Below are 23,055 nucleotides of genomic sequence, written 5' to 3'. Positions count from 1 at the left end.
TCAGCTTCACCACTTCATTATCAGATACTGTATCCGATTTTGAGGGGGAGAAACCTATGAAGCGCCTATCCGCCCTGGCCGTGCTGCTGATGACCAGCGCTGCGCCGCTGGCCCTGACGCCCGCCTTCGCTGAAACCGCACCAGCGGGGCCTGCCGCCGCCGCCCGAACTTCAGCGACAGCCATGTCCGCCGAGGTCTACCGCAGAGCCGAGGCGGTCCTGCCGCAGCATGTCGATGAACTTATCTTCGGGCTCAGCGTCCGGCCGCAATGGATCGGCGAAGGCTCGGAGTTCTGGTTCGAGCGGCGAACGCCCGCCGGACGCGACTATGTGCAAGTCGATCCTCTTTCGGGTCAGATCCGCCCCCTGTTCGATCATGATGTTCTGACTGCCCGACTGGCGGCCGCCGCAGGCAAGCCGTTGTTGCGTCAAAACCTGGAGCTCAAACGCCTCAAGGTCGATACTGAGACCCGCCGTCTGGAGTTCGCCCATAGCGGCCGTAGCTGGCGCTTCGATCCCGCCACCGGGGTCGTCGAGGCGATCGACGAAGCGCTGGACAAGGACAAGGGCGTCGAATCTCCCGACGGCCGGTGGCGCGCCGTGGTGCGCGACGGCGATCTGATCCTGATTTCAACAGCGGACAACGCCGAGCGACGCCTGACCCAGGACGGCGCCGCCTCGCCCTACGCCACCCCGCTGATCAACCTCAACGACATGGTGGCCCAGGGCACGTCAGACCCCGTGGTGCGCCCAGCGATCCGATGGTCGCCCGACTCACGCTATCTCGCCACCTACCGCATCAACCGCGAAGAAGCGCGACGCCTGTCGTTAGTGCAGTCCACGCCCAAGGACGGCGGACCGCCGCGCGTTCTGGACTACCTCTACCCCTTGACCGGCGACACTGAGACGGCGTCGGCGCAGGGCTTCATCTTCGAAGTCGCCACCGGCCGCAGCATTCCCATGCAGACCCCGGCCCGGCCCATCCTCTACTATGGCGGCCCCTATTATGAATGGAGCGCCGACAGCCGCGCTGTCTTCGAGCGCTTCGCCGTGCGGGGCTACGGAGCTCTGCAACTTCATCGCATCGAAGCCGAGACCGGCGAGACGCGCCTGCTGACTGAGGATCGTTCTGACACCTATGTCGACTTCTACGGCCACCACTGGTCCTATGATGACAAGTCGGACACCCACTACTGGACGGCGGATCCAGACGGCTTCGCCCATATCTACGCCGTCGATGCTAGGACGGGCGAACGGCGACAGATCACGTCCGGCGACTGGCGCGCCCGATCCGTGGCGGGCGCCGATCACAAGGCCAAACGCCTGTTGGTCATCGGCTCGGGCCGCGAGACCGGCCGCGATCCCTATCTGCGACATCTCTATTCCGTTCCCACGACGGGCGGACAGCCGCGGCTGCTGACGCCCGAGGCGATGGATCACGATGTCTCGGTCTCGCCTGACGGCCGCTTCTTCGTGGACAATATGTCGACGATCGACCAGCCGACCCGTTCGGTGCTGCGCCGGTCCAGCGACGGGCGCATAGTCATGGAATTGGGTCGCGCCGACATCAGCGCGTATCTGGCCGCCGGCTATCGGCTGCCCGAGCCGTTCCAGACCTTGGCGGCCGACGGCGTGACGCCGATCTACGGCGCCCTGTTCAAACCCGCAGATTTCGACCCGGCCAAACGCTATCCGGTCATCGAGGACATCTACACCGGGCCCCACCATGTGATGACGCCCAAGTCCTTCGAGGCGGCGATGACCTCGCGCAACGCCAACTCCATCGCCCAGTTGGGCGTCATCGCCGTGACCATCGACGGCCGCGGCACCTGGGGCCGTTCGCGCGCGTTCCAGCAGGTCGCCTACAAAAATCTGCATGGCGTCGGACTGGAGGACCACATCGCCGGAATCCGCGATATCGCTTCCCGCAACCCCTGGATGGACGTCGAGCGGGTCGGCATCTACGGCTTTTCGGCTGGGGGCTATGACGTGATGCGCGCCATGACCCGTCATCCCGAATTCTACAAGGTCGGCGTCACCGCCTCCGGCAACCACGACAATCGCCTGGACAAGGCGGTCTGGAACGAACAGTGGATGGGCGAGCAACTGGGCCCGATCTACGACGAAAACTCCAACATCACCTGGGCGCCCAAGCTGGAAGGCCGCCTGTTCGTCGCCCACGGAGAGCTGGACGAGAATGTGCCGCCTGCCGCCTCACTGCGGCTGGTCGACGCGCTTATCAAGGCCAACAAGGACTTCGATTTCCTGATGGTGCCCAACGCCGATCACTATCTAGACGCCGTGCCCTATTATCAGCGGCGGCGCTGGGATTTCTTCGTGCGGGAACTGCTGCACGAGACCCCGCCGCCCGCCTACCAGATGCGCGCCTTCGACTAAGGCCCTGGTGACGGCGCAAACGGAAAAGGCGGGTCCAGCGACCCGCCTTTTTCATGCCTGAAATGCGCGGCTCCAGATTCAGCGCAAAGAAAAGGGGCGGTCGGCGCCCGCCCCTTTCCCGGCGTCAAGACTGGGGAACTTGCGCCTACTGTCCGCCGAAGCGCCACTTGGCGCCCAGGAAGAAGAAGCGACCGATCAGGTCGTCCATCCCCAGGTTGCCGCGCGCGGTCGAGGGGTGATCACGCGGCCCTTCGTTGAACAGATTGCGGATACCGGCCGTAAACCGGACGTCCATCGGCGTATCCACCGCGACCGACAGGTCGTGATACCAGACCGATGGAATGTTGTAGTAGCTGCCGATGTCTTCGGCCGGGTTCGGCAGCCGGTTGTTCGTCACCGTCTCATCAACGAAACGGCTGGACCAGTTCACCTGGATCGGCCCGCGATAATAGGTGGCGTTCAACATGCCGCGCCACTTGGGATTAGCCGCCTCGCCGGCATAGTCGAAGGCGGTCTCGTCGCCCGTCGCCACATCCCGATCAATGAAGATGTTGTGCTTCAGGTAAGAGGCGACGCCCTGCAGGCTGATGCGGCCCAGGTCGCCGTCGCGCCGCAGAAGATCGGCCAGCTCAGCGTGATAGGTAGCCTCGAAATCGACGCCCTCTACCTCGAACGAGGCGACGTTGATATAGCTGTCGAGCACCTCATACAGATTGCCGTCCGGCTTGCGGGTCAGCATGCCGCAGAACTGGTTGTCCAGCGACGGCAGGTCGACGCAGTTGTCGACGGTCTGCTGGGCGCCGATGCGGGAGATGCCGCCGTCCAGCTTGATCTTGTAGTAATCGGTCGAGAAGGCGAACCCCGGCAAGAAGCGCGGACGCACCACCGCTCCAACCGTCATGGTGTCGGCTTCCTCGACATCCAGATCAGGATTGCCCGTGCTGAACACCAGGGTGGTCATGCGGCGCGTGATCGGATCCCAGGTGACGGGGTCGAAGCCCAGGGCCAGACAGTTCTTGCGCCGGTTTTCCGTGCCGCTGTCCAGCAGACTGGGATCGCAGGGGTCGCTCAGGCCCGCCGCGCCGCGGCTGCCCGGATTGAACATCTCGCCCAGCGACGGCGCGCGCACGGCGGTCGCCTTGGTCAGGCGGAAACGGATGTCCGGAATCGGCGCCCAGGAGCCGGCCAGCTTCCAGGAATCGACGCTGCCCGCACGCTCATAGTCCGACAAACGATAGGCCCCTTCGATCTCCAGCGAGTGGACGAAGGGCTTGTCGCGGACCAGGGGGACCAGAATCTCAGCGAAGGCTTCGCGAACCTCGTTGCTCTTCTGAATCGGCGAAAACTGGCTGGCGAAAAAACCGAGCGCGTTTTCCCAGACGTAGGACGGGCGGAAGTCGATCTCGTCCTTGCGGTATTCAGCGCCCGCCGACATCTTCACCGCTCCTGCTGGCAACTGGAACAGATCGCCCGCGATCAAGCCTTGGATAAGGGTCTGGCTGGTGTCCGTGGTCGAGGTGTGATCGGCGCGGATGTAATCGACGGCTGCGGCCGAAATCGTGCCCTGGCCGAAGATGTTCACCGGCACGCACCCCCGCGCCCTAGCTTCGACGCTACGACAGACGATCTCGCCGCTAGACGGGTCACGCACGGCGTCCAGCGCTTCGAACCAGCGTTCGTCGATCCGGTCGTTCAAATTGCGATTGGAAGTCTGCGACTTGCCGTATTCAAAGACCGTAGACCACTTCCACGTCTCCCCCAACTCGCCTTCCAGCCCGGCGGCGATGCTGTAGTATTTGCGGTTCATGTCTGTGCCGCGCATGCCGAACTCATCGTGCGAGCGGGCGAACCCCATGGAATTTCTTCCCGCCGCGACCAAGCCGTCTCGTACCGCCGAGGGCATGAGCGGATTGTCGATAGATATGGAAGCGTTGGAATCAAACACTGCGCTGATGCGGTCGCGGGCGGTGATGTCGGCGAAGACCGCCTCGGTGAAGACCTTCAGCTTGTCCGTCAGACGATAGTCTGCCTTGGCGTAGACATTGGTCCGTTCCAGCGGCGCGACCAGGGTGTCGGCGTTCTGGTTTCCGCCCTCTTCCGTGGAATAGGAGCGGTCGATCACCCCACGCTCACCGGCCTTCAACGGACGGAAGGTTTGGGTGGCCGAATCGAAGATGACATCCGTCCAGGCGCCGTTCTCACCGAACGGCAGATAGCTCGTCGGCGTGCCCAGCGCGAAATAGGCATAGCGCAGGTCGCGCATGGGAATCCGCGCTGGGATGCCGTCGGCAGGCCCCGTATTGGCGGGGTTCGACACGAAGCGATAGGCTGTACCCAAACCCCGGTCGCCGCGCGTCAGACCGCCGCTCTCGGTGCGGCTGACGTGCAGAACGGCGTTGCCGCGGTCATAGTTGACTCCGGCTGTCAGGCCATAGGTCAGGGTGTCGTAGTCGCCGCCCTCGTCCGAACCGTACTGAACGTTGGCTTCGAAGCCGTCGAAATCATCCTTGAGGATCAGGTTGACCACGCCCGCCACGGCGTCAGCGCCGTAAACGGCCGAGGTGCCGCCCGTCTGAACCTCGACCCGCTTCACCAGGGCGGCGGGAATATTGCCCAGGTCAAAGGCCAGGAAGTTGGAGTCGTCCGGCGTGCCGGCCCTGCGGCGGCCGTTCACCATCGTCAGGGTGCGGCGGACGCCCAGGTTGCGCAGATTGACCTGGTTCAGACCGATGTTGCCGAAGCTGTAGCTGGTGTTGGCGTTCGATAGGCCCGTCGCCACCTGAGGCATCTCGTTGAGAATCTCGGCGATGTTGGTGATGCCCTTCGCCTCAATCGTCTCAGCTGTCATGGCCATGGTCGGCGTCGGCGCATCCAGCCCGCTGCGTTGCAGGCGCGACCCCGTGACCACGATCTCATCGACCTGCGCCGGCTCGTCGCCGACAGGCGCGGCGCTCTGCGCCAAGGCGGCCATCGGCGCGCCGATGGCGCCCAGGCTCACGCCCGCCGCCAAAACTCGTCTCCTCCAGCGCCCCGTGATGGCGCGTGGCGTCTTACTCGCATTCATGATTATTCCCTCCCCTGAGAGCTTCTCAAGAGAGAGAATAAGGTATACGATATACTGATGTTGTCCAGCGCGCCTGACGCAGGCCGCTTCGAACGCTCCCGCGCAAACGCAAAACGGCATGGCGGCGACAACCGTCGCCCGCCAACGTTCCACAAGAGCTCGCTTTATTTTCGGCCGCGCCGCCGCCCCATGACCCAAAGCGCCAAGGCGCTCAGGCCTGCCCCCGCCAGACCCGCCACGCCAAAAAACAGCACGCCCGGCCCCTGCGTCGCTGACGGTTCAGTTGAAGGTTTGGCCTCCGGGCTGTCGCCCTGCCCCTTTCAAGAGGCAGACACCAGGCCCGCGTCGGTCAACTGCAATCGACGCAGATCAACACCCATTTCGTTACGGAACCGCGCAACAGCCGCATCGCCCAGACGCCGCATCATCGCCTGATCACCCCGCTGCATCGCATCCACATAAGTCGCTTGCTGCACCAGGAAGTTCAGCATCAGCACCTCGGCCATCTCCTGACGCCCCGCATCGCCCAGTCGCGCCACGGCGGGCGACCCGCCGATGACCCCGCGCACCTGATCGCGTACGGCCAGCGCCTGCGTGCGATTGTTGTCGCCCTGATTGGCCATGATCCAATTGAGAATCCAATAGGCCGCCATGGCGTCGGCCAGATCACCAGTACGCAGGCCATCCTCGCGCACGATGCCCGCCCAACTGGCGATCGGGTCGCCGCTCTGAAAAGCTGAACGCGTCCGTTCAGCGGCTTCGCGCCCGGAAGTCCGCTCTATGAATTCCGCGAACTGCGCACGCACGCGCGTCGAGACGGCCGGCGAGGAACGATAAGTGGTCTGCACCCTCGTCCGACGCCCCTGCGCCGCCGCGCTTGCGGCCGCCCCGCCTCGCGACGGCGCGCGCGCCTGTGAGGACGACTCCATCATGTTGTCGCGCATGGCGGCGTGCATCTGGTTCATCGCGTCCGCCGTCGCGAAGCCCTGGAAGGCGTAATCCTGAGCCTGAGTCTGAGACGCACAGAGCAGAACCGCTGCGACCGCTCCCGCCAGAAACACCTGCTTGCTGCTCATCTCCGCCTCTCCATCACTCTGAAAAACGCTCATTCCTCAAAAGCACGACGGCGGGCGAAGGTTTCGCCCGCCGTCCCACAAATCAGCCCTTTCGGCCTTAGCCCTGCTTGCGAGCCAGGGTCGAAGCGGATTCGCCGATCGACTTCAGGGCGTTGTTCAGGGCTTGGGACACGAAGTCCAACTCCTTGCCGACAGCCGTCATTTCGGCGGACAGGCTGCCCATCTTGGGCTTCTTCTTCTGGCTTTCGGCGTCGATCTTCTCGCCGATCTCGGCCATGCGCTCCATCTTGGCGTCCAAGACGCTGCCCAGAGCCAGGGCCAGACGCAGCATGAAGCTCTTGCCGTTCAGACCGCCGGGAACGGCGTTGCCTTCTTCATCGCGGCCGCCGGTGCGGGCCTTCTCCAGGGTCTTGTCGACCAGATCCTGAACGATGTCGTTCATCTGACGCTCGATGCCGCCGGCTTCAAAGGCGCCGCCTCCGGTAGCCTGCGCCAGGCCCGCCGCGGATTCGCCGATGCTCTGGAAGGCGCCTGCTGAGTTGCCCGTCGCCGCCGCAAAGGCGCCGATCGACAGATCGATGACCGATTGCGGCAGGTTCAAAGCCTGACCGACCTGCTGCAAGACCTGCTGGCCGATCGACGAAATGACCTGGGTCAGAGCCGCCTGAATCAAGGCCGATGCGCCGCCGGTGACGGTCGCCAGAGCAGCTTGCGCTACTGTGCTGACCAGCGTGCTGAACAGGTTGCCGCCGCCGACGCTGCCAAGAAGTGACATAACCAAATCTCCAAGTTGTGCGTTTCCGGTTCGCCGGCCAGGCGCCTCGCCCGGAAACCCGACGACCTCACGAAACCACCCGCCCCCTATCCTCGGTAGTCAGGCCGTTCCCCAGCTAGGGACTTCCCTAGCCAGCGGCGCAGGCGCGGCGGGACGCGGGCGGCGACGGCCGCCGTCTGGACCCGCGCGGCCTCGGCGCGAGCGGCGTCCTCGGCGATTTCTTCGGGCGTGCGGGCGCGGCGGTCCAGAACGGCGATCCCGCCCGCCGTGACGCCCAGCAACAGCACCTCGTCGCGCCAGACCACCACCGTCGCCCGCTCGCGCGTTCCAAGCGGCAGCGAGCGGATGAAGCGGATTTCATCCCCGCTGGGGGCGCCGCTCTGAACCTTCTTCAACATGCGGATCGAGAAGAAGGCCAGGCCCAGCACAAGGGCCAGGGCGACCAGAACGGTCAGGAAGTCCATCAGCAAGGCGAGCGGCGTCATCGGGTCTCCGAGGCGGAAGCCACGCCGTCGTCCGGCATGGCGGGAAAGAGGGGCGCGCGGCGAAAAGCGTCCTCGGACCCGGCGGCGTCGCCCAGTCCTTCGCCTTCGTCCGACAGGTCGACCGGGGCGAGCGTCTCGCCGCGCGCCGCTTCGTCGCGCAGGCGGCGCGCCGTCAGGATCACTTCGGCGACGGCGGCGAACATGTCTTCGGGCACCACGGCCTCGACCGGCACCTGTTCGTGCAGGGCGCGGGCCAGGGGGACGTTGCGGATGATCGGCACCCCTTCGCGCTCTGCCATGCCGCGCATGGCGCGCGCGATCAGGCCGTCGCCCTTGCCCGCCACCACCGGCACCACGTGCTCGCCGGGATCATAGGCCAGGGACACGGCGATGTGGGTCGGATTGACCACCAGGGCGGCGGCACCGCGCACCGATCCGACGGCGCTGGACTGCGCCCACTCCTGAGCCAGTTCACGGCGTCGCGCCTTGACCGTGGGATCGCCCTCCATGTCCTTGGCTTCCTGGCGGATGTCGCGTCGGCTCATCCTCAGCCGCTTCATGAAGCTGAAGCGCTGATAGGCCGAATCCAGGATGGCGACGAAGACGAAGACCACCAGGGTCCAGCCCAGCAGGTGAAACCCCGCCGCGCCGAACGCGCCCAGCACCTCGCCCGGCTGGGCCGCCGGCAGGCGCAGGATGCGATCGAACTGGCCGAACAGGATCAGCCCCGCCAGCCCCAGCAGCAGAGCTGTCTTCACCAGCGATTTCGCCACCTCGAACAGGTTGTCGGTGTTGAACATCCGCTTCAACCCCTCGCCGGGGTTCAGGTGGTCCAGCTTGGGCGTCATCTTCTCCAGCGTGAAGACCGGCCCGGTCTGCAGGAACTCCATCAGCGACGCGAACAGGGCCACCGGCAACAGCAGCAGCGCCGTCAGATAGACAAACCGCCGCGCCGCCGACCAGGCGACCTGCTCGAAGGCGTCGCCGAACGGCTGATCCATCACGCGGAACACGTCGTCGAACAGGGCGGCGAAATTCTCGAACACCGCCCCCGCCAGCATCAGGCCGACCAGCAGCCAGGCCAGCAGCACGGCGGTAGAGCCGACGTCCTTGCTCTTGGCGACGTCGCCCTTCTTGCGCGCGTCCTGAAGCCGTTTCGGCGTCGGCCGCTCTGTCTTGTCGCCGCCGTCGTTCTTCTCCGCCACCTGCGCTCCGCCTCATCGAACAACTAGAAAAAACACCAGAAACAAGCCTTGCCGAATACAGAAACAGCACAGCTTATGGTCAAGCTTATCCTTTATCCGCACTCTGATCGCTTCAGATAAAAAGCAAGCTAGGGTTAACCCTACTGGCAAAAATTTTCATTACCGATCTCGTTGACAACATTCATGAGCAATAATATCGCTGTCACACAAGATCGAAATTCACATAGCTTCGGGCGAAATACGAAGTGAGACAATTTTGCTCGGTAACAGGCACAGTAATACTTATAATTACTGTATGGAATCATTCCGCAATTGCGGAAGACTGCAGCGCTACCTCGTCGCAGCTGGTCGCTTCAGCCGCTTCCGTCACCCAGTTTTCCCTGGCGCTGGGAAGCGGAGCGTTCGGATCAGAGCCTTGCTCGACACCCGCGCCGCGGGAGGCGCAGGCGGCCCAGCAACTGCTGATCTATGACAATCAGTCGCCGACCGAGGTGATCGGTTCCTCGGAAACCGCTGTTTTTTACACGCGCCGCTCCCCGACGATCAACGCGGGCGCGCATCGCAGCCGGACGCCGCACGGCGATCTGATCGTCGCGGCGGCGCGCGAGCACGACATTGACCCGGCCCTGCTGCAGGCGATCATCAGCGTCGAATCCGCCGACAATCCCAACGCCCGCTCACCCGTCGGCGCGCGCGGCCTGATGCAGGTGATGCCCGCCACCGGCCGCCGCTTCGGCGTCGCCGACGAGATGCGGCTGCACGAGCCGGAGACCAACATTCGCGCCGCCTCGCGCTACCTGAAGACGCTTCAGGGCCTGTTCGGCAACGACCTGCGCCTGGTGCTGGCCGCCTACAACGCGGGCGAAGGCGCCGTGCAGCGTTACGGCCGCAACATCCCGCCCTACCGCGAGACCCAGGACTACGTCCGCAAGGTCATGGCTCGCTACGACCAGCTCCTCACCGCCCGCCGTTCCTCCTTCCGATAGCTCTCAACGATCTCCGTTCGGCCTGATCCGCCGGCAGCCACAAGGCGCGTCCATGTCCCTCGCCAGCCCGCTGAAACTGCTGGGCCTGCGCCAAAACGGCGGAGGCGTCGGCCGCTATTCGGACCTGTTCCTGGTGGCGGGGGTGGCGGCGATCATCGCCATGATGATCATGCCCCTGCCGTCGCTGGCGATCGACGCCCTGGTGGCCATCAACATCAGCGCGGGCGTGGTGATGCTGCTGGTGTCGATCTACATCGCCTCGATCGTCGACATCTCGGTCTTCCCCAGCCTGCTGCTGATCACGACCCTGTTCCGGCTGGCGCTATCGATCGCGACGACGCGGATGATCCTGCTGGAAGGCCATGCCGGGGCGATCATCAACACCTTCGGCAACATGGTGGCGGGCGGCAATCTGGTCGTCGGCCTGGTGGTCTTCCTGATCATCACCGTCGTGCAGTTCATCGTCATCGCCAAGGGCGCCGAACGGGTGGCCGAGGTCGCCGCCCGCTTCAGCCTGGACGCCATGCCGGGCAAACAGCTGTCGATCGATTCCGACCTGCGCTCGGGCCTGATCGACAAGGACGAGGCCAAGCGCCGTCGCCGCCTGCTCGAGATGGAGAGCAAGCTGAACGGCAATCTCGACGGCGCGATGAAGTTCGTGAAGGGCGACGCCATCGCCGGGATCATCATCGTGGTGATCAACCTGCTGGGCGGCCTGGCCGTGGGCATGTTGCAGAACGGCATGGATTTCGGCGCGGCGGTCCAGAAATACTCCATCCTGACCATCGGCGACGGCATGGTGATGCAGATCCCGGCCCTGCTGGCGGCCATGTCGGCGGGCCTGCTGGTGACGCGCGGCGGCGATTCCGAGACCGACGCCCACCTGGGCGCCTCGATGCATCGTCAGTTGTCGGCCCAGCCCAAGGTCTTCCTGGTCGCGGGCGGGATGTGCTGGCTGCTGGCCCTGGTGCCGGGCTTTCCGACCGTGGTCTTCCTGCTGCTGGGCGCGGCGGCCATGACCGCCTCCATCATGATCGAGCCGCGCTGGCGCAAGTCGGCCGGGCGCAAGGTCAAGGCCCTGAGCGGCCGCGCCGCCGCCGAAGCCGACGGCCCGATCGCCTCGACCCAGACGCGCCCGACCGAGAGCGCCGCCATGACGCCTCTGCTGCTGGAGATCGACGGCCGCGCCCTGCGCGCGACCGATCCGGAGCGCCTGACCGCCGCCCTGGAGACCCTGCTGGACGAGTTCGAGGCGTCGCTGGGCGTGGCCCTGCCGCGCGTGACCGTGCGCTACGGCCCGGCCGAGGCGGCCGACCGCTGGCGGCTAATGGCGTTCGAGGCGCCTCTGGGCGCGGGCGATCCCGGCCCGGCCGAAGATGCGCTGGATGCGACTCTGGCCGGGGTGCGCGGCCTGCTGCGCCGCAACGCGGGGATGTTCATCGGCATTCAGGAGGCCTCGATCCTGCTGAACCGCGCGGGCGAGAGCTATCCCGAGGTGGTCAAGGAGGTCGCGCGCGCCCTGCCCTTGGCCCGCATCGCCGAAATCATGCGCCGTCTGGCCGAGGAAGAGGTGCCGCTGCGCAACCTGCGCGACATCCTGGAATCCCTGGCCGACGCCGGTCAGCGCGAGAAGGATCCGCTGGCCCTGACCGAGTTCGCCCGCGTGGCCCTGCGTCGCCAGATCAGCCACCGCTACGCCCCCGACGGCGTGCTGAAGGCCGCCGTGCTGGAGCCCGCGCTGGAGAAGCACCTGCGCGAATCCATCCGCGTCGGCGGCGCCGGACAACAGCTGGCGCTGGAGCCGGACATGGCCCGCCAGATCATCGAGGCCGTGCAGAAGACCGTGCGCGATACGGAGGCCGACGCCGTGCTGGCCGCCATCGACCTGCGCCGTCACATCCGCAAGCTGGTCGAGCCTGAACTGTTCGACACCCCCGCCCTGTCGTTCCACGAGTTGCTGCCCAGCCTGAAGCTCGAGATCGTCGGCCGGGTCGCCCTGCCCGACCTCGACGCGGCGACGCCGGCGGCTGTTCCCGCCCCCTCCGCTCCCCCCGCCTCCACGGCCGCTGCGGCCTGAAACGACGGACCCTGCATGACGATCAAGACGCCCACCGCTCGCCAGAGCTTCAAGACCGCCCTCCTGGCCATGGCTTCCTTGGCCACGCTGCTCGGCCTGTCCGCGCCCGCTGCGGCGGGCGACCCGCCGATCGGCAACCAGACGCTGCAGATCGCCCCGCGCGAGCAGCCGGTGGGTCAGTTCCTGCAGAGCTTCTTCGGCCAACTAGGCGTGCCGGTCATCATCAGCCCCAACCTGCGCGGCACGGTGAACGGCGCCTTCAGCGGCCCGGCTTCGACCATCTTCAGCCAGGTGGCCGACGCCTTCGACCTGGTGGCCTATTACGACGGCGGGGCGGTCTACATCTATCAGACCTCCGAACTGACCAGCCAGTCGATCCCCGCCTCGCCGCAGATGCTGCGCCGCGTGCGCGCCACAGCGCAGGAAATGGGCCTGCTGGACAGCCGCAACACCCTGCAGCCCGCCGGGCAGATGCTGGTCGCCAACGGCACGCGCCGCTTCATCCAGCAGATCGACGAGATCGCCCGCGCCGGTCCCGGCGCCCGCGCCGAAGCCGCCCAGCCGACCTACGAATACCGCGTCTTCACCCTGCGCTACGCCTGGGCTGACGACGTGACCTTCGAGACGGCCCAGAGCGAGGTCACCATTCCGGGCGTCGCCTCCATCCTGCGCGCCATGGTCAGCAACGACCCGAACGGCGCCGTCGCCCGGCGCATCGAGACCCGCCGCTCGCCGCGCGTCGGGGGCCTGCGCGGTCAGGGCCTGGCCTCGCAAGGCGCGGCGCAGAACGGCCTGATGGACGCCAGCTATGTCGACGGCGGCTTCACCCCCACGCCGGACACGCTGGGCCTGGCGCTGGCCGATGAACAGATGGCGGGCGGCGCGCCGGTCCAGCACGCGCGCATCCAGGCCGACACGCGCCTGAACGCCGTCATCGTGCGCGACACGGCCGACCGCATGGGGGCCTATGAGGCGCTGATCGCCGCCCTGGACAAGGAGCCGCAGCTTCTCGAGATCCAGGCCACCATCATCGACATCGACACGACCCGCGCACGCAAGCTGGGCATCAGCTGGCGTTTCGACGACGGGCGCGGCGGGATTCTGTTCGGCGACGGCACGCGCAACGACGAACGCCTGCGCCGGGGCCAGGACATCACCCCGCGCAACGACGGCCTGGCCATCTCAACCATCATCGGCAACGGCGACTACTTCGTCTCGCGCATCACGGCGATGGAGGACGAGGGCGTCGCCCGCATCGTCTCGCGGCCGCAGATCGTCACCCTGTCTAACGTCCAGGCCCTGTTCGAGAACACCCGCAGCTTCTACGTCGGCCTGGAGGGCGAACGGGACGTCGACCTCTACAACGTCACCGCCGGGACCACGCTGAAGGTCACGCCCCACGTCCTGCGCGACCAGAACCAGACCCGTATCCGGATGCAGATCCAGATCGAGGACGGCTCGCTGACCGACGCCGACGTCGACGACATCCCGGTCGTGCAGCGCGCGGCCCTGAACACCCAGGCCATGATCCTGGAAGGCCAGAGCCTGCTGCTGGGCGGCATGGTAGTGCAGCAGGACGTCAACGCCGTGACCAAGGTGCCGGTGCTGGGCGACATCCCGGCGGTGGGCCTGCTGTTCCGCCGTTCGGAGCGTTCGACGGGCCGGATCGAGCGCCTGTTCCTGATCACGCCGCGCCTGGCCTCCATCGGCGAGGAAGCGCCTGCGCCGCGTCTGGACTTCGGCGCCATTCCCGGCTCGCCCGAGACCCAGCCCCTGCCCGCCGCCCCGGCCCTGCCCAAGGGCGGATCGCGCATGGGCTTCAACCAGGGTTCGGCGCCGAACGACCCCCTGCCCGCCCCGGCCGCCACGCCCGCCGTCGCCGTGCGCGAAGCGCCGCCGCCCGGCTTCACCCCCTATGAACCGGCCGAGGACTGATCCGCCATGCCCGCCGACGCCGTCGCCGCACCCGAGATCGAAAGCCTGGTCCTTCGCGTCCTGGCCGGGCGCGTGCGCGGCGCCTCGGCGCCGTTGGAGCGCGGCCGCGTCATCGCCGTGGGCCATGACCTCGACGCCGACATCGTCCTGCGCGACGCCAGCGCCGAGGGGGTGCGGCTGACGTTGAAGGCGCGAGCGGACGCCGCCGACCTGGACCTGACGTCCGGCTCCGTGACCTTGCTGGGTCATGAGCTGACCGCTCCGGCCCAAGCCATCCTGCCCCTCTATCTGCCGCTGCTGATCGGCGACAACGCCGTCGCCATCGGCGAGGCCGAAAGCCCACGCTGGAGCGAGGCCGAGCGCATCCTGGCCGCCGCCCGCCCTTTGCCGGACGATGATGGCGATGAGGACGCGGCTCCGGCCGACGACGGCCGCAACTGGCAATATCTGCTGAACAACACCAACGCCCTGGTGTCGCGCTCGGCCAAGTTCGTTCCGGTTCTGCTGATCGCCGTCATCACCGTCTCGGCCCTGTTCGCCATCAGCACGGGCGTCCCCGCCTGGCCCAAGTCGCAGCCCAAGCCCGCCAAGGTCCAGGCCGTCCTGTCGGAGGAAGGCTTCGACAAGCTGATCGTCACCAAGACCGAGGCCGGCGATCTGCGCATCGAGGGGATGCTGGCCTCGGACGCCGAGCGCGTGCGCCTGCAACGTATCCTGGCCGCCCGCGAATGGCGCCCTCGCCTGGAGCTTCAGACCCACGACGGCATCGCCCGCCAGGTCGAGGAGCTCTACCTCGCCAACGGCGTGAAGGCGGCCGCGCGCTCGGTCGGCGCAGGCATGGTGCGGCTGGACGTCACCGGCAGCGACCCGGACGAGGCCGCCCGCCTGGAGCGGCTGGCCATGGGCGAGATCAAGGGCCTGCGCCGCATCGACGTCAGCATGCTGCCCGGCGCCGACGAGGGCGGCCGCTTCGAAGACATTCAGCAGGGCGGCGGCAAGCGGGTGGTGTCGGTGATCGGCGGCGAGCGCGGCCACGTCACCACCGCCGACGGCGCCCGCTACTTCCCCGGCGCCGTCCTGCCGACCGGCCACCGCATCGTCTCCATCGAGGACACCCGCGTCCTGGTCGAGCGCAACGGCTCCCGTTCCGAACTCAACTTCTGACCCCAGCCCAAAAGGAGAATACCCATGTCATCCCAAAGTCTGAACGGCCTCGGCATGCTGGCCGTCTCGCCCGGTCTGAACAGCGAGCGCGACAAGGCCCGCCCCGGCTCCTGGTTCGAGGCCATGGCCCATTCCTGGGGCCAGACCCTGGACGCCCAGGCCGGCCGCATCGTCGAACTGTCCGAGCAGATCGGACCGGGCGGCGAGGACAAGCCCTCGACCATGGCGATGCTGACCGCCGAGTCGATGCGCATGAACTTCATGGCCAACTCCTCCTCCACCTCGACCGACTCCGTCGGCAAGGCGCTGGAGACTATGGCTCGCAAGAACTGAGCCCTTCATTTCAACAGGAGGGGCCCATGTCCTTCGAAGCCTCGGCCGCCGCAGCGGCCATGCCGCCCGAAATGCTGCAACCCCAGACACAGCAGATCGACGTCGCCTACAACGCCACCCTCAGTCAGGCAGTGCAGTTCCAGAACCTGCTGCACGTCACGCCCCTGTCGGCTCCGGCCGCCCCGACTGAGCCCAACGGCGTCATGAAGACCATGATGGGCGCCCTGGAGCAGGTGAACGGCCAGGCCTCGGACCTCGCCGCCCTGGCCCAGGCGGCCGAGGGCAAGGCCGGCGGCATGACGCCGGGCGAAATGGTCATGATGACCGTCCGCGCGCACGAGTTCATGTTCAACTGCCAGCTCACCTCCAACATGGCCAACCGCACCTCGGACGGCCTGCAGCAGCTATTCCGGCAACAGTCCTGAGGGAGGCGGTCATGCGAATCCGATCGCTCGCCGCCCTCACGGGCGCAGCCCTCCTGCTCGCCGCCTGCGGCCAGCAGGAGCTTTACGGCGGCCTGACGGAACGCGACGCCAATGAGATGGTCGCCGTGCTCAAGGCTCAAGGGCTGGACGCCTCCAAGACCCGCGACGGCGACAACTGGGTGCTGAAGGCGGATCGCGGCGATTTCTCCCGCGCGGTGGCCCTGCTGCACGACCGGGGCTATCCGCGCCAGAACTTCGCCAGCATGGGCGAGGTCTTCCAGAAGGAGGGCTTCGTCTCCTCGCCGATGGAGCAGCGGATGCGCATGATGTACGCGCTGCAACAGGAGCTGGGCCAGACCATCTCCTCCATCGACGGAGTGGTGCAGGCCCGCGTCCACATCGCCGTGCCGGAAAGCGATCCTTTGGCTCAGGAGAAGCCGCCCTCCTCCGCCTCGGTCTTCATCAAGCATCGGCCCGACTACGACATCTCGGCCCAGACCGGCTCGATCAAGGCCCTGGTGGTCAACTCGATCGAGGGCCTGCCCTACGACAAGGTCACGGTCGTCGCCTTCCCGGCGTCCGAAGTCCTGACCCAACCGCAGGCGCCGGCCGTCACCCAGCTCAGTCTGCCGCTGGGCGTGCTGATCCTGGGCGCGGCGGGGCTGGGCATCTACGGCCTCTATCGGCGACCCAAGCCGCGCGCCAAGGCCGACGCCAAGCGAGGCGAGGCTTGACGCCGGGCGCCGCCAGGACCGAACGCGCCGCCCTGTGGCGCCGGGCCCGCGCCCTGGACGGCGCGGATGACGCCGCGCGCTCCCCGCGCGCCCGCATCCTGGCCCGCCGACTGACGCCGCCGCGCGCGCCGATGGACTACGCCGCCATCCTGAAGGCGCCCGCATGGTCGGCCCTGCCCCTGAACGAGCGCCGCCGCCTGGCCGCGACCTGCGGCGCCGTGCTGCTGGCCGAGCGGCTGGCGGCCAGCATCGACGGACGGATGCTCGGCGTCGTCGGGCGCAGCATCGGCGAGGGCGCGCTCGACGCTGTCCTGGCCCTGCCCTCCGCCCAGCGACCGGAGACGCCGCCGGTCGGCGCGCTGGACGCCGAGGCGCTGGAAGGTCTGGGCGCCGCCGCCCTTCTGGCCGGTCTGTCAGGCGAGACGGCCCGGCGGCTGGCCCACGGCATGGCCCCGCCCCTGCTCCGCCTCGACGCCGACCAGGCCCAGGCCGCGCGCCGCCTGGCCCTGCCAATCTGCGGGATCGCCGCCGCATGAGCTTTCACCTGATCGCCGCCGCGCCCGACGCGGCCCTGCTGACCGACCGCCCCGTCATTCGCCGCGAGGAACGCGCCGTCGTCGAAACGGCCGTCGACCTTCTGGCCCAGGCCCGGGCGCGGCTGGCCGAAGTCGAAGCCCATCGCGCCGCCGAGGGCGAGGCGGGTCGCGCCGACGGCTACGCCGCCGGCTATGAGGCCGGGCTGACCGCCGCCGCGCGCGACGTGGCCGAACGCGCCGCCCGCCTGCACCGCGAGATGGAGGCCGAACGCGAGCGCCTGCGCGAAACCGCCGGCCGTCTGGCGCTGGATGTGGTGCGCCGCATCACCGCCGAACTGGCGCCCGAGGCCGTGCTGGCGGCCCTGGCCGAGCGGGCGGTGAAGGACGTCCTGCCCGAGGCGCCGGTCGTGGTTCACGTCGCGCCCGACGGCGCCGGCGCCGTCTCGACCCGCCTGTGGCCCATCGGCGCGGCGATCGAGGTGCGCCCTGACGACGCCCTGGCCCCCGGCGACTGCGTCATCGAAACCGCCGCCGGACGCAGCCACGCCGGACTTGAAGTCCAGCTCGCCGCCCTGGAGCGCGCCTTTGAGCGGGGGCGCGCCGCATGAGCCACGACGCCGTCGAACTGCGCCTGCACGACGCCCTGCGCCGCGCCCGCACCCTAGACCGACGCGGGCGGGTCGTTCAGGCCTTCGGCACCACGGTCCGCGCCACCGGGCTGAACGCCCGCATCGGCCAGCAGGTCGAGATCCGCGACCCCGCCGGCGGCCCCGTGGTCAAGGCTGAGGTCGTGGGCCTGAGCGACGGCGCAGCCATACTGACGCCCCTGACCAGCCTGAACGGCCTCGGTCCCGAAGCCGAGGTCATCGCCGCCGACGACCGGACCGAAGTCCCCAGCGGCCCCGGCCTGCTGGGCCGGGTCATCGACGCCTTCGGCCGCCCGCTGGACGGCCTGGGCCCCATCGCGGGGCCGGTCGCCCTGCGCGACGTCTATGCCGACGCGCCCAATCCTCTGGCCCGGCCGCCGATCAGCGCCCTGTTCCCGACCGGCGTGCGCGCGGTCGATACGCTGTTGAGCGTCGGCGTGGGCCAGAGGGTCGGCGTCTTCGCCATGGCCGGAGGCGGCAAGTCGACCCTGATGGGGATGTTCGCCCGCCACTGCGCCGCCGACGTCAACGTCATCGCCCTGATCGGCGAGCGCGGGCGCGAGGTGCGCGAGTTTCTCGACGACAGCCTGGGGCCGGAAGGTCTGGCCCGCTCGGTCGTGGTGGTCGCCACCTCCGACCGCCCGGCGATGGAGCGCGTCCGCGCCGCCCACGCCGCCACCGCCATCGCCGAGGGCTTCCGCGCCCAGGGCCTGCGCGTCATGCTGCAGATGGACTCCGTCACCCGCTTCGCCCGCGCGCTGCGCGAGATCGGCCTGTCGGTCGGCGAACCGGCCGTGCGGCGCGGCTTCCCGCCGTCGGTCTTCGCCGAACTGCCCCGGCTGTTCGAACGGGCGGGCGCGATCGAGGGCGGCTCCATCACCGCCTTCTACACCGTACTGATCGAGGACGAGGAAGGCGGCGACCCCATCGGCGAGGAGGTCCGCTCCATCCTCGACGGCCACGTCTATCTGTCGCGCAAGCTGGCGCAGGCGAACCACTATCCGGCCATCGACCCGCTAACGAGCCTGAGCCGCGTCTTCCCGCGCGTGACCTCGCCCGAGCATCAGGCGGCGGCGGGCAAGGTGCGCGCCTGGCTGGCCAAATACGCCGAGATCGAGTTCCTGCTGCAGATCGGCGAGTACAAGCCCGGCGGCGATCCCCTGGCCGACGAAGCCGTGCAGCGGATGCCCGCCCTTCGCGCCCTGTTGCAGCAGGGCGCGCATGAAGGCGTCGCGGCCGAAGCGGCCCTGGCCCAGCTGGCCGAGGCGGCGTCATGAGCGGGCGCGACCGCATCACCCTGCTGCGGCGCCTGGCTCGGCTGCGGGCGCAAAGGGTCGAGGCCGCGCGCCGACTGGTCGCCGTCGCCCAGGACGCCCTGGCGCGGGCGCAAGCGGCGTTGCAGGCGCGCGAGGAATCCATCGCCGCCCTGGGCCGCCACATCGAGACCCTGGACGAATGGTTCGCCTCGGGCGCGGGCGGCGACGCGCGCCTGATCGAAGGCGCCCTGTCGCGACGCGGCCTGATCGTCGATCGTCGCGAGGCTGAGACAGAGGCGCGCCTTGAGGATCAGCGGGCGGTCGACGCCGCCCAGACCGAACGGGATCAGGCTCTGCGGGCCCTGATGCGCGCCACGGCTCGGCACGACGCCGTCGACGGCCAACTACGCCGCGCCGTGGCCCAGCGCGCCGGGCGTCGCGAGGATCAGGAACAGCTCGATTTCGAGGAACGGGGCCGCCCGCGCCTGCAACTGCTTATGGGAGGCCGCGCCTGATGGCCGACGCCGTGAACAACTCCGCCCTCGCCCGGCCCGCGCCTTCCGCGCGATCCGCCGGCCCCGCCCCCTCGGCCTGGAGCGGCGGCGCCTTCGAGGCCGCCCTGGATCAGGCCGCCGCGCGCCGCCATGCGCTCGAATCCGGCGAGCGCCAGCCGCGCTTCGCCCGCCGTGACGACGACGCCGAACCCGTCCGCGACCGCCCCGACGACGCGCGGCGCGAAGAGACCAAGGCCGACGACAAGGCGGACAAGGCCGAGGGACAGTTGAACGTCGCAGGCGCGACCGGCCTGAACGCCGTCCAGGGCGGCCCCGCCGCGGCGGCGGGGTTCACCGGCGACGTCGAAGCCATGGTGTCGATGATGGAGAAGGCCTGGCTGGCGGCCCAGGCCGACGCCGCCAAGGGCATGCAGGTGCAGTTCACCGACCGGACCCTCGCCCTGGCCGGGTTCGGGGTGATGCGGCTGGCCGACGGCGGCCTGACGCTGCAATTGGCCGCCCACCAGCGGCCCACGCCCGAGCTGGAACGCGCGTTGGAACTGATGCGTCGTCGGCTGGAGGCGCGCGGCGTGGCCGTGTCCGAGGTGCGCGTCGCCCCCGCAGATCCCGACAGCGAGCATCGCCCGCCGGACGGGGTGCGGTGAGCCATGATCTCAGCGCGGCGTGAAATCCCAGCGGCCCTGGTCGCGATCGGCACGGGCGGCGTCCAGCACGGCGCGCGCCGTCTCGGCCGGAGCGCGGCCCGCCGCCAGCCCCTCGGCGGTCAGCCGCACCAGGCGGCGGCTCTGGCGATTGTGCAGCCCCTCGGTCGGGCTGTCAGCGTCCGCCGCCAGCTTTCCGGCATAGAGGCGCGCCGCCTCGGGCGAGGTCTGGATCAGGGTCAGCACCAGGGCGGCCGCGCGCTCAAACCCCTCGTCCTCCAGCGGCTGACCCACCACGTCGCGGGTCAGCCAGACGCACAGGAACTCCAGCGGTCCCACGCTGCGGGCGTTGGTCATCAGCCCCCCGCCGGGGCCGGACAGACTCGAAAAGGCCGCTGCGCCCCAAGCCGGCAGGCGCGTGGCGGGCAGGCGATCGGTTGTCAGGGCGCGGGCCAGGGCGTCGGCGGCCAGCCTCCGCGCCTCCTCGTCGCCGAAGCGCGCTACGGCGGCCAGCAGCTTGACGAAGCCGGGATAGAGCGCCTCGCCCAGACCGTCGCAGACGCGCTGCAGCACGGTGACGCGCGCATCGGGCGTCGACTGGCCATGCAGCCCGTCGATCAGAGCCTGAGCCGCGGCGGCCCAGTCGGGTTCAGCCTTAAGAACGAGATCGGTCACGATGACCGAGGCATAACGTCAGCCGAAGCCGTTGTCGCGGGTTTCGGTCAGATGATCGGCGATGGCGCGGGCGGCCGCGTCCATATCCAGCCGATCCGACACCCGCACGCGCACATCGTCGCCCGCGAAGGCGGTGAAATCGCCGAAGGCCTGGCCGCCTCGACCGTGAGCCCGCGCCTCGGCGCCCAGCGGCGTCGAGGCCGACAGATCGCGCGACCAGACGCCGGACAGGGGCGCATTGTCGGTGCGGATCGTGGTCATGGCGGTCTCCTCGACGTGGAAGGGTCCACGCTAGGCCGCCAATCTAGGCGCATCGGCGCGCCCTCGCCATGCGGGACTTCCCTAGCCGCCCGCGCCCCGGAGGCGCGCCGATGACCGCCGCCCTTCGCCCGCTCGACGCGCCGCAATGGACCGACGCCGCCCTGTCGGCGCTGAACATCTGCGCCGCCGCCTTTGATGCGCGCGGCCTGACGTGGCGCTCCCCCGCCTTCGCCGCCGCCTTCCCCGAATGGCGCGAGGGCGAGGCCCTGACGGCCGTCGAATGTCGCCTGCCCGGCCTGACCGAGGCGATCGCGGCCGCGCGGCGCGAGGGCGCCTCGGACGCCCTGATCGTCCAGCCGGGCGGCCGCCGGGTGCATGACGCGCGCCTGGCCCTGTCCGACGGCCTGGTCTTCCTGGAGCTGTCCGACGCCGCCGAGCGTCAGGAGGCCCAACAACGCCACCTGGCCGACCGCGAGGAGCTGCTGACCACCTCGCGCGTGCTGTCGGTCGGCGAGATGGCCACGATGATCGCCCATGAGCTGAACCAGCCGATCGGCTCCATCGCCAACATCCTGCGCGGGCTGAAGGCGCGGCTGCAGCGCGGCGCCCTGACGCTTGAGACCGGCGCCGAGGCCCTGGACCGCGCGACCGAACAGGCCCTCTACGCCTCGGGCGTGATCCAGCGCGTCCGCACCTTCGTCGATCAGCGCCAGCCCCAGGTGCAGCGGCTGGACCTGGCCCGCCTGGCCCGCAACACCCTGGACCTGCTGGACTGGGAGATCACCCGCGACCGGGTGACGGCGCGCGCCGCCACGCCGCCGGACCTGCCCGCCGTCCTGGGCGACCCGGTCATGATCCAGCAGGTGCTGGTCAATCTGGCGCGCAACGCCCTGGACGCCATGCGCGGCGTCGACCTGCCCCGGCGCGAACTGACCATAGAGGCGCGTCACAGCCTGGACGCGCGCCAAATCGAGCTGACCCTGACCGACACCGGGCCGGGCGTGCCGGAAGAGGCGTCCGCCCGCGTCTTCTCGCCCTTCTTCAGCACCCGCAGCGGCGGCATGGGCGTCGGCCTGGGCATCTGCCGCTCGATCATCGAACTGCACCGCGGCCGCCTGTGGTTCACGCCCGGCGAGGCGGGCGGCAGCGTCTTTCACATCGCCCTGCCGCTGGCCGCGGCCGAAATCTCGACCGAGGAGGCCCGCTCATGAGCGCCGTCGCAACACCGGCCGACGGGCCGTCCGGCCGCATCTGCCTGGTCGACGACCACGCCGAGTTCCGCCAGTCCGCCGCCTGGTGGCTGGAAAGCCTGGGCTATGAGGTCGAGTGCTGGGAAGAGCCCGCCGCCTTTCTGGAGGCCATGACCGAGCGCCCGGCCGAACCCGCCTGCTTCCTGCTGGACGTGCGAATGCCGGGGATGTCGGGGCTGGAGCTGATGGAGGCGGCGCGCGAGCGCGGGCTGGATCAGCCGGTGATCTTCATGACCGGCCACGGCGACGTGCCCCTGGCGGTCGAGGCCATGCGGCGCGGCGCCGTCACCTTCCTGGAGAAGCCCTTTCAGGAGAAGGCGCTGGAAGAGGCCATCGCCCTGGCCTTCCGCACGACGCCATCAGAAACAGAAGACGAAACAACCGCTTCTCCGCTATCCCTCGCCTATCAGGAAAGGTTGTCTCGCCTGACCGCGCGCGAGCGCGAAGTCATGGATCTGGTCGTGGCCGGTTCCTACAACAAGGTCATCGCCTATGACCTGGGCATCAGCCCCAAGACGGTCGAACTGCACCGCGCCCGCATCATGACCAAGATGGAGGCGCCGACCCTGACCCATCTGGTCCGCATGGCGGTGTCCGGCCAAGTCGAGGAGGCGTGAGC

Annotated in this window: 22 protein-coding genes; 15 read left to right on the top strand and 7 right to left on the bottom strand. The window is 68.5% G+C overall.

Annotated features, from left to right (window positions below; translation table 11 throughout):
• The first annotated feature begins 56 nt into the window (after positions 1-56).
• The gene (locus B3D50_RS02545) at positions 57-2,396 is read left to right on the top strand and encodes a S9 family peptidase (RefSeq protein ID WP_286949273.1); all 2,340 of its coding nucleotides are present in this window, start codon (positions 57-59) and stop codon (positions 2,394-2,396) included.
• A gap of 145 nt (positions 2,397-2,541) precedes the next feature.
• On the opposite strand, the gene B3D50_RS02540 is transcribed toward B3D50_RS02545, so the two are convergent.
• From B3D50_RS02540 to B3D50_RS02520, 5 genes are all read right to left on the bottom strand, one after another.
• The gene (locus B3D50_RS02540) at positions 2,542-5,394 is read right to left on the bottom strand and encodes a TonB-dependent receptor plug domain-containing protein (RefSeq protein WP_286949272.1); all 2,853 of its coding nucleotides are present in this window, start codon (positions 5,392-5,394) and stop codon (positions 2,542-2,544) included.
• Positions 5,395-5,780: 386 nt separating this feature from the next.
• A complete protein-coding gene (locus tag B3D50_RS02535; protein WP_269300297.1) occupies positions 5,781-6,536 on the bottom strand; it encodes a DUF6683 family protein in 756 nt (251 codons plus the stop codon).
• Positions 6,537-6,633: 97 nt separating this feature from the next.
• Complete coding sequence (locus B3D50_RS02530) at positions 6,634-7,311, bottom strand: hypothetical protein (protein ID WP_269300296.1); 678 nt, start codon at positions 7,309-7,311, stop codon at positions 6,634-6,636.
• A gap of 86 nt (positions 7,312-7,397) precedes the next feature.
• The gene (locus B3D50_RS02525) at positions 7,398-7,796 is read right to left on the bottom strand and encodes a flagellar biosynthetic protein FliO (RefSeq protein ID WP_286949271.1); all 399 of its coding nucleotides are present in this window, start codon (positions 7,794-7,796) and stop codon (positions 7,398-7,400) included.
• Positions 7,793-9,001: an EscU/YscU/HrcU family type III secretion system export apparatus switch protein gene (locus tag B3D50_RS02520; protein WP_286949270.1), complete on the bottom strand. Its 1,209-nt coding sequence runs from the start codon at positions 8,999-9,001 to the stop codon at positions 7,793-7,795. Before B3D50_RS02520 ends, B3D50_RS02525 begins: the two co-directional genes overlap by 4 nt.
• 491 nt (positions 9,002-9,492) lie before the next feature.
• Here B3D50_RS02520 and B3D50_RS02515 point away from each other — a divergent pair, with 491 nt between their 5' ends.
• Genes B3D50_RS02515 through B3D50_RS02460 form a run of 12 tightly spaced genes read left to right on the top strand, consistent with a single transcriptional unit; the run spans position 9,493 to position 20,253 of the window.
• Positions 9,493-9,987: a lytic transglycosylase domain-containing protein gene (locus B3D50_RS02515; RefSeq protein ID WP_286949268.1), complete on the top strand. Its 495-nt coding sequence runs from the start codon at positions 9,493-9,495 to the stop codon at positions 9,985-9,987.
• Positions 9,988-10,039: 52 nt separating this feature from the next.
• Positions 10,040-12,064 carry a flagellar biosynthesis protein FlhA gene (locus tag B3D50_RS02510; RefSeq protein ID WP_286949266.1) on the top strand — a complete coding sequence of 675 codons (2,025 nt, stop codon included), beginning with the start codon at positions 10,040-10,042 and terminating at the stop codon, positions 12,062-12,064.
• 15 nt (positions 12,065-12,079) lie between these two features.
• The gene (sctC, locus tag B3D50_RS02505; RefSeq protein WP_286949264.1) at positions 12,080-13,999 is read left to right on the top strand and encodes a type III secretion system outer membrane ring subunit SctC; all 1,920 of its coding nucleotides are present in this window, start codon (positions 12,080-12,082) and stop codon (positions 13,997-13,999) included.
• A gap of 6 nt (positions 14,000-14,005) precedes the next feature.
• Positions 14,006-15,163, top strand: a complete 1,158-nt coding sequence (locus B3D50_RS02500) for a SctD/MshK family protein (RefSeq protein WP_286949263.1) — start codon at positions 14,006-14,008, stop codon at positions 15,161-15,163.
• Between the two features lie 24 nt (positions 15,164-15,187).
• Positions 15,188-15,496 carry a hypothetical protein gene (locus B3D50_RS02495; RefSeq protein WP_112999251.1) on the top strand — a complete coding sequence of 103 codons (309 nt, stop codon included), beginning with the start codon at positions 15,188-15,190 and terminating at the stop codon, positions 15,494-15,496.
• 26 nt (positions 15,497-15,522) lie between these two features.
• Complete coding sequence (locus B3D50_RS02490; protein WP_088411497.1) at positions 15,523-15,921, top strand: hypothetical protein; 399 nt, start codon at positions 15,523-15,525, stop codon at positions 15,919-15,921.
• Positions 15,922-15,932: 11 nt separating this feature from the next.
• On the top strand, positions 15,933-16,655 hold the full coding sequence (sctJ, locus tag B3D50_RS02485) for a type III secretion system inner membrane ring lipoprotein SctJ (RefSeq protein ID WP_286949262.1): 723 nt from the start codon (positions 15,933-15,935) through the stop codon (positions 16,653-16,655).
• Positions 16,652-17,191, top strand: coding sequence for a hypothetical protein (locus B3D50_RS02480; protein ID WP_286949261.1), 540 nt, complete (start codon positions 16,652-16,654; stop codon positions 17,189-17,191). The genes sctJ and B3D50_RS02480 overlap by 4 nt, the downstream gene beginning before the upstream one ends.
• Positions 17,188-17,799: a FliH/SctL family protein gene (locus B3D50_RS02475; RefSeq protein ID WP_286949260.1), complete on the top strand. Its 612-nt coding sequence runs from the start codon at positions 17,188-17,190 to the stop codon at positions 17,797-17,799. Before B3D50_RS02480 ends, B3D50_RS02475 begins: the two co-directional genes overlap by 4 nt.
• Positions 17,796-19,115: a FliI/YscN family ATPase gene (locus tag B3D50_RS02470; protein WP_112999254.1), complete on the top strand. Its 1,320-nt coding sequence runs from the start codon at positions 17,796-17,798 to the stop codon at positions 19,113-19,115. Before B3D50_RS02475 ends, B3D50_RS02470 begins: the two co-directional genes overlap by 4 nt.
• Complete coding sequence (locus B3D50_RS02465) at positions 19,112-19,609, top strand: hypothetical protein (protein WP_269300284.1); 498 nt, start codon at positions 19,112-19,114, stop codon at positions 19,607-19,609. Before B3D50_RS02470 ends, B3D50_RS02465 begins: the two co-directional genes overlap by 4 nt.
• Positions 19,609-20,253, top strand: coding sequence for a hypothetical protein (locus B3D50_RS02460; protein WP_269300283.1), 645 nt, complete (start codon positions 19,609-19,611; stop codon positions 20,251-20,253). The genes B3D50_RS02465 and B3D50_RS02460 overlap by 1 nt, the downstream gene beginning before the upstream one ends.
• Positions 20,254-20,262: 9 nt before the next feature.
• On the opposite strand, the gene B3D50_RS02455 is transcribed toward B3D50_RS02460, so the two are convergent.
• Together B3D50_RS02455 and B3D50_RS02450 are read right to left on the bottom strand one after the other, a co-directional pair.
• A complete protein-coding gene (locus tag B3D50_RS02455) occupies positions 20,263-20,925 on the bottom strand; it encodes a hypothetical protein (protein ID WP_286949259.1) in 663 nt (220 codons plus the stop codon).
• 18 nt (positions 20,926-20,943) lie between these two features.
• Complete coding sequence (locus B3D50_RS02450; protein WP_125901643.1) at positions 20,944-21,186, bottom strand: hypothetical protein; 243 nt, start codon at positions 21,184-21,186, stop codon at positions 20,944-20,946.
• 110 nt (positions 21,187-21,296) lie between these two features.
• On the opposite strand from B3D50_RS02450, the gene B3D50_RS02445 reads away from it, so the two are divergent.
• Together B3D50_RS02445 and B3D50_RS02440 are read left to right on the top strand one after the other, a co-directional pair.
• Positions 21,297-22,397 (top strand): sensor histidine kinase, encoded by a 1,101-nt coding sequence (locus tag B3D50_RS02445; protein ID WP_286949258.1) that lies wholly within the window; start codon positions 21,297-21,299, stop codon positions 22,395-22,397.
• Complete coding sequence (locus tag B3D50_RS02440; RefSeq protein WP_286949257.1) at positions 22,394-23,053, top strand: response regulator transcription factor; 660 nt, start codon at positions 22,394-22,396, stop codon at positions 23,051-23,053. The genes B3D50_RS02445 and B3D50_RS02440 overlap by 4 nt, the downstream gene beginning before the upstream one ends.
• Positions 23,054-23,055: the final 2 nt, after the last annotated feature.

The organism is Brevundimonas sp. UBA7507 (assembly GCF_002478355.1).
GTDB lineage: Bacteria > Pseudomonadota > Alphaproteobacteria > Caulobacterales > Caulobacteraceae > Brevundimonas > Brevundimonas diminuta_D.
The sequence above is the reverse complement of the archived record's forward strand: the minus strand, read 5'-3'. Positions and strand labels throughout refer to the sequence as shown.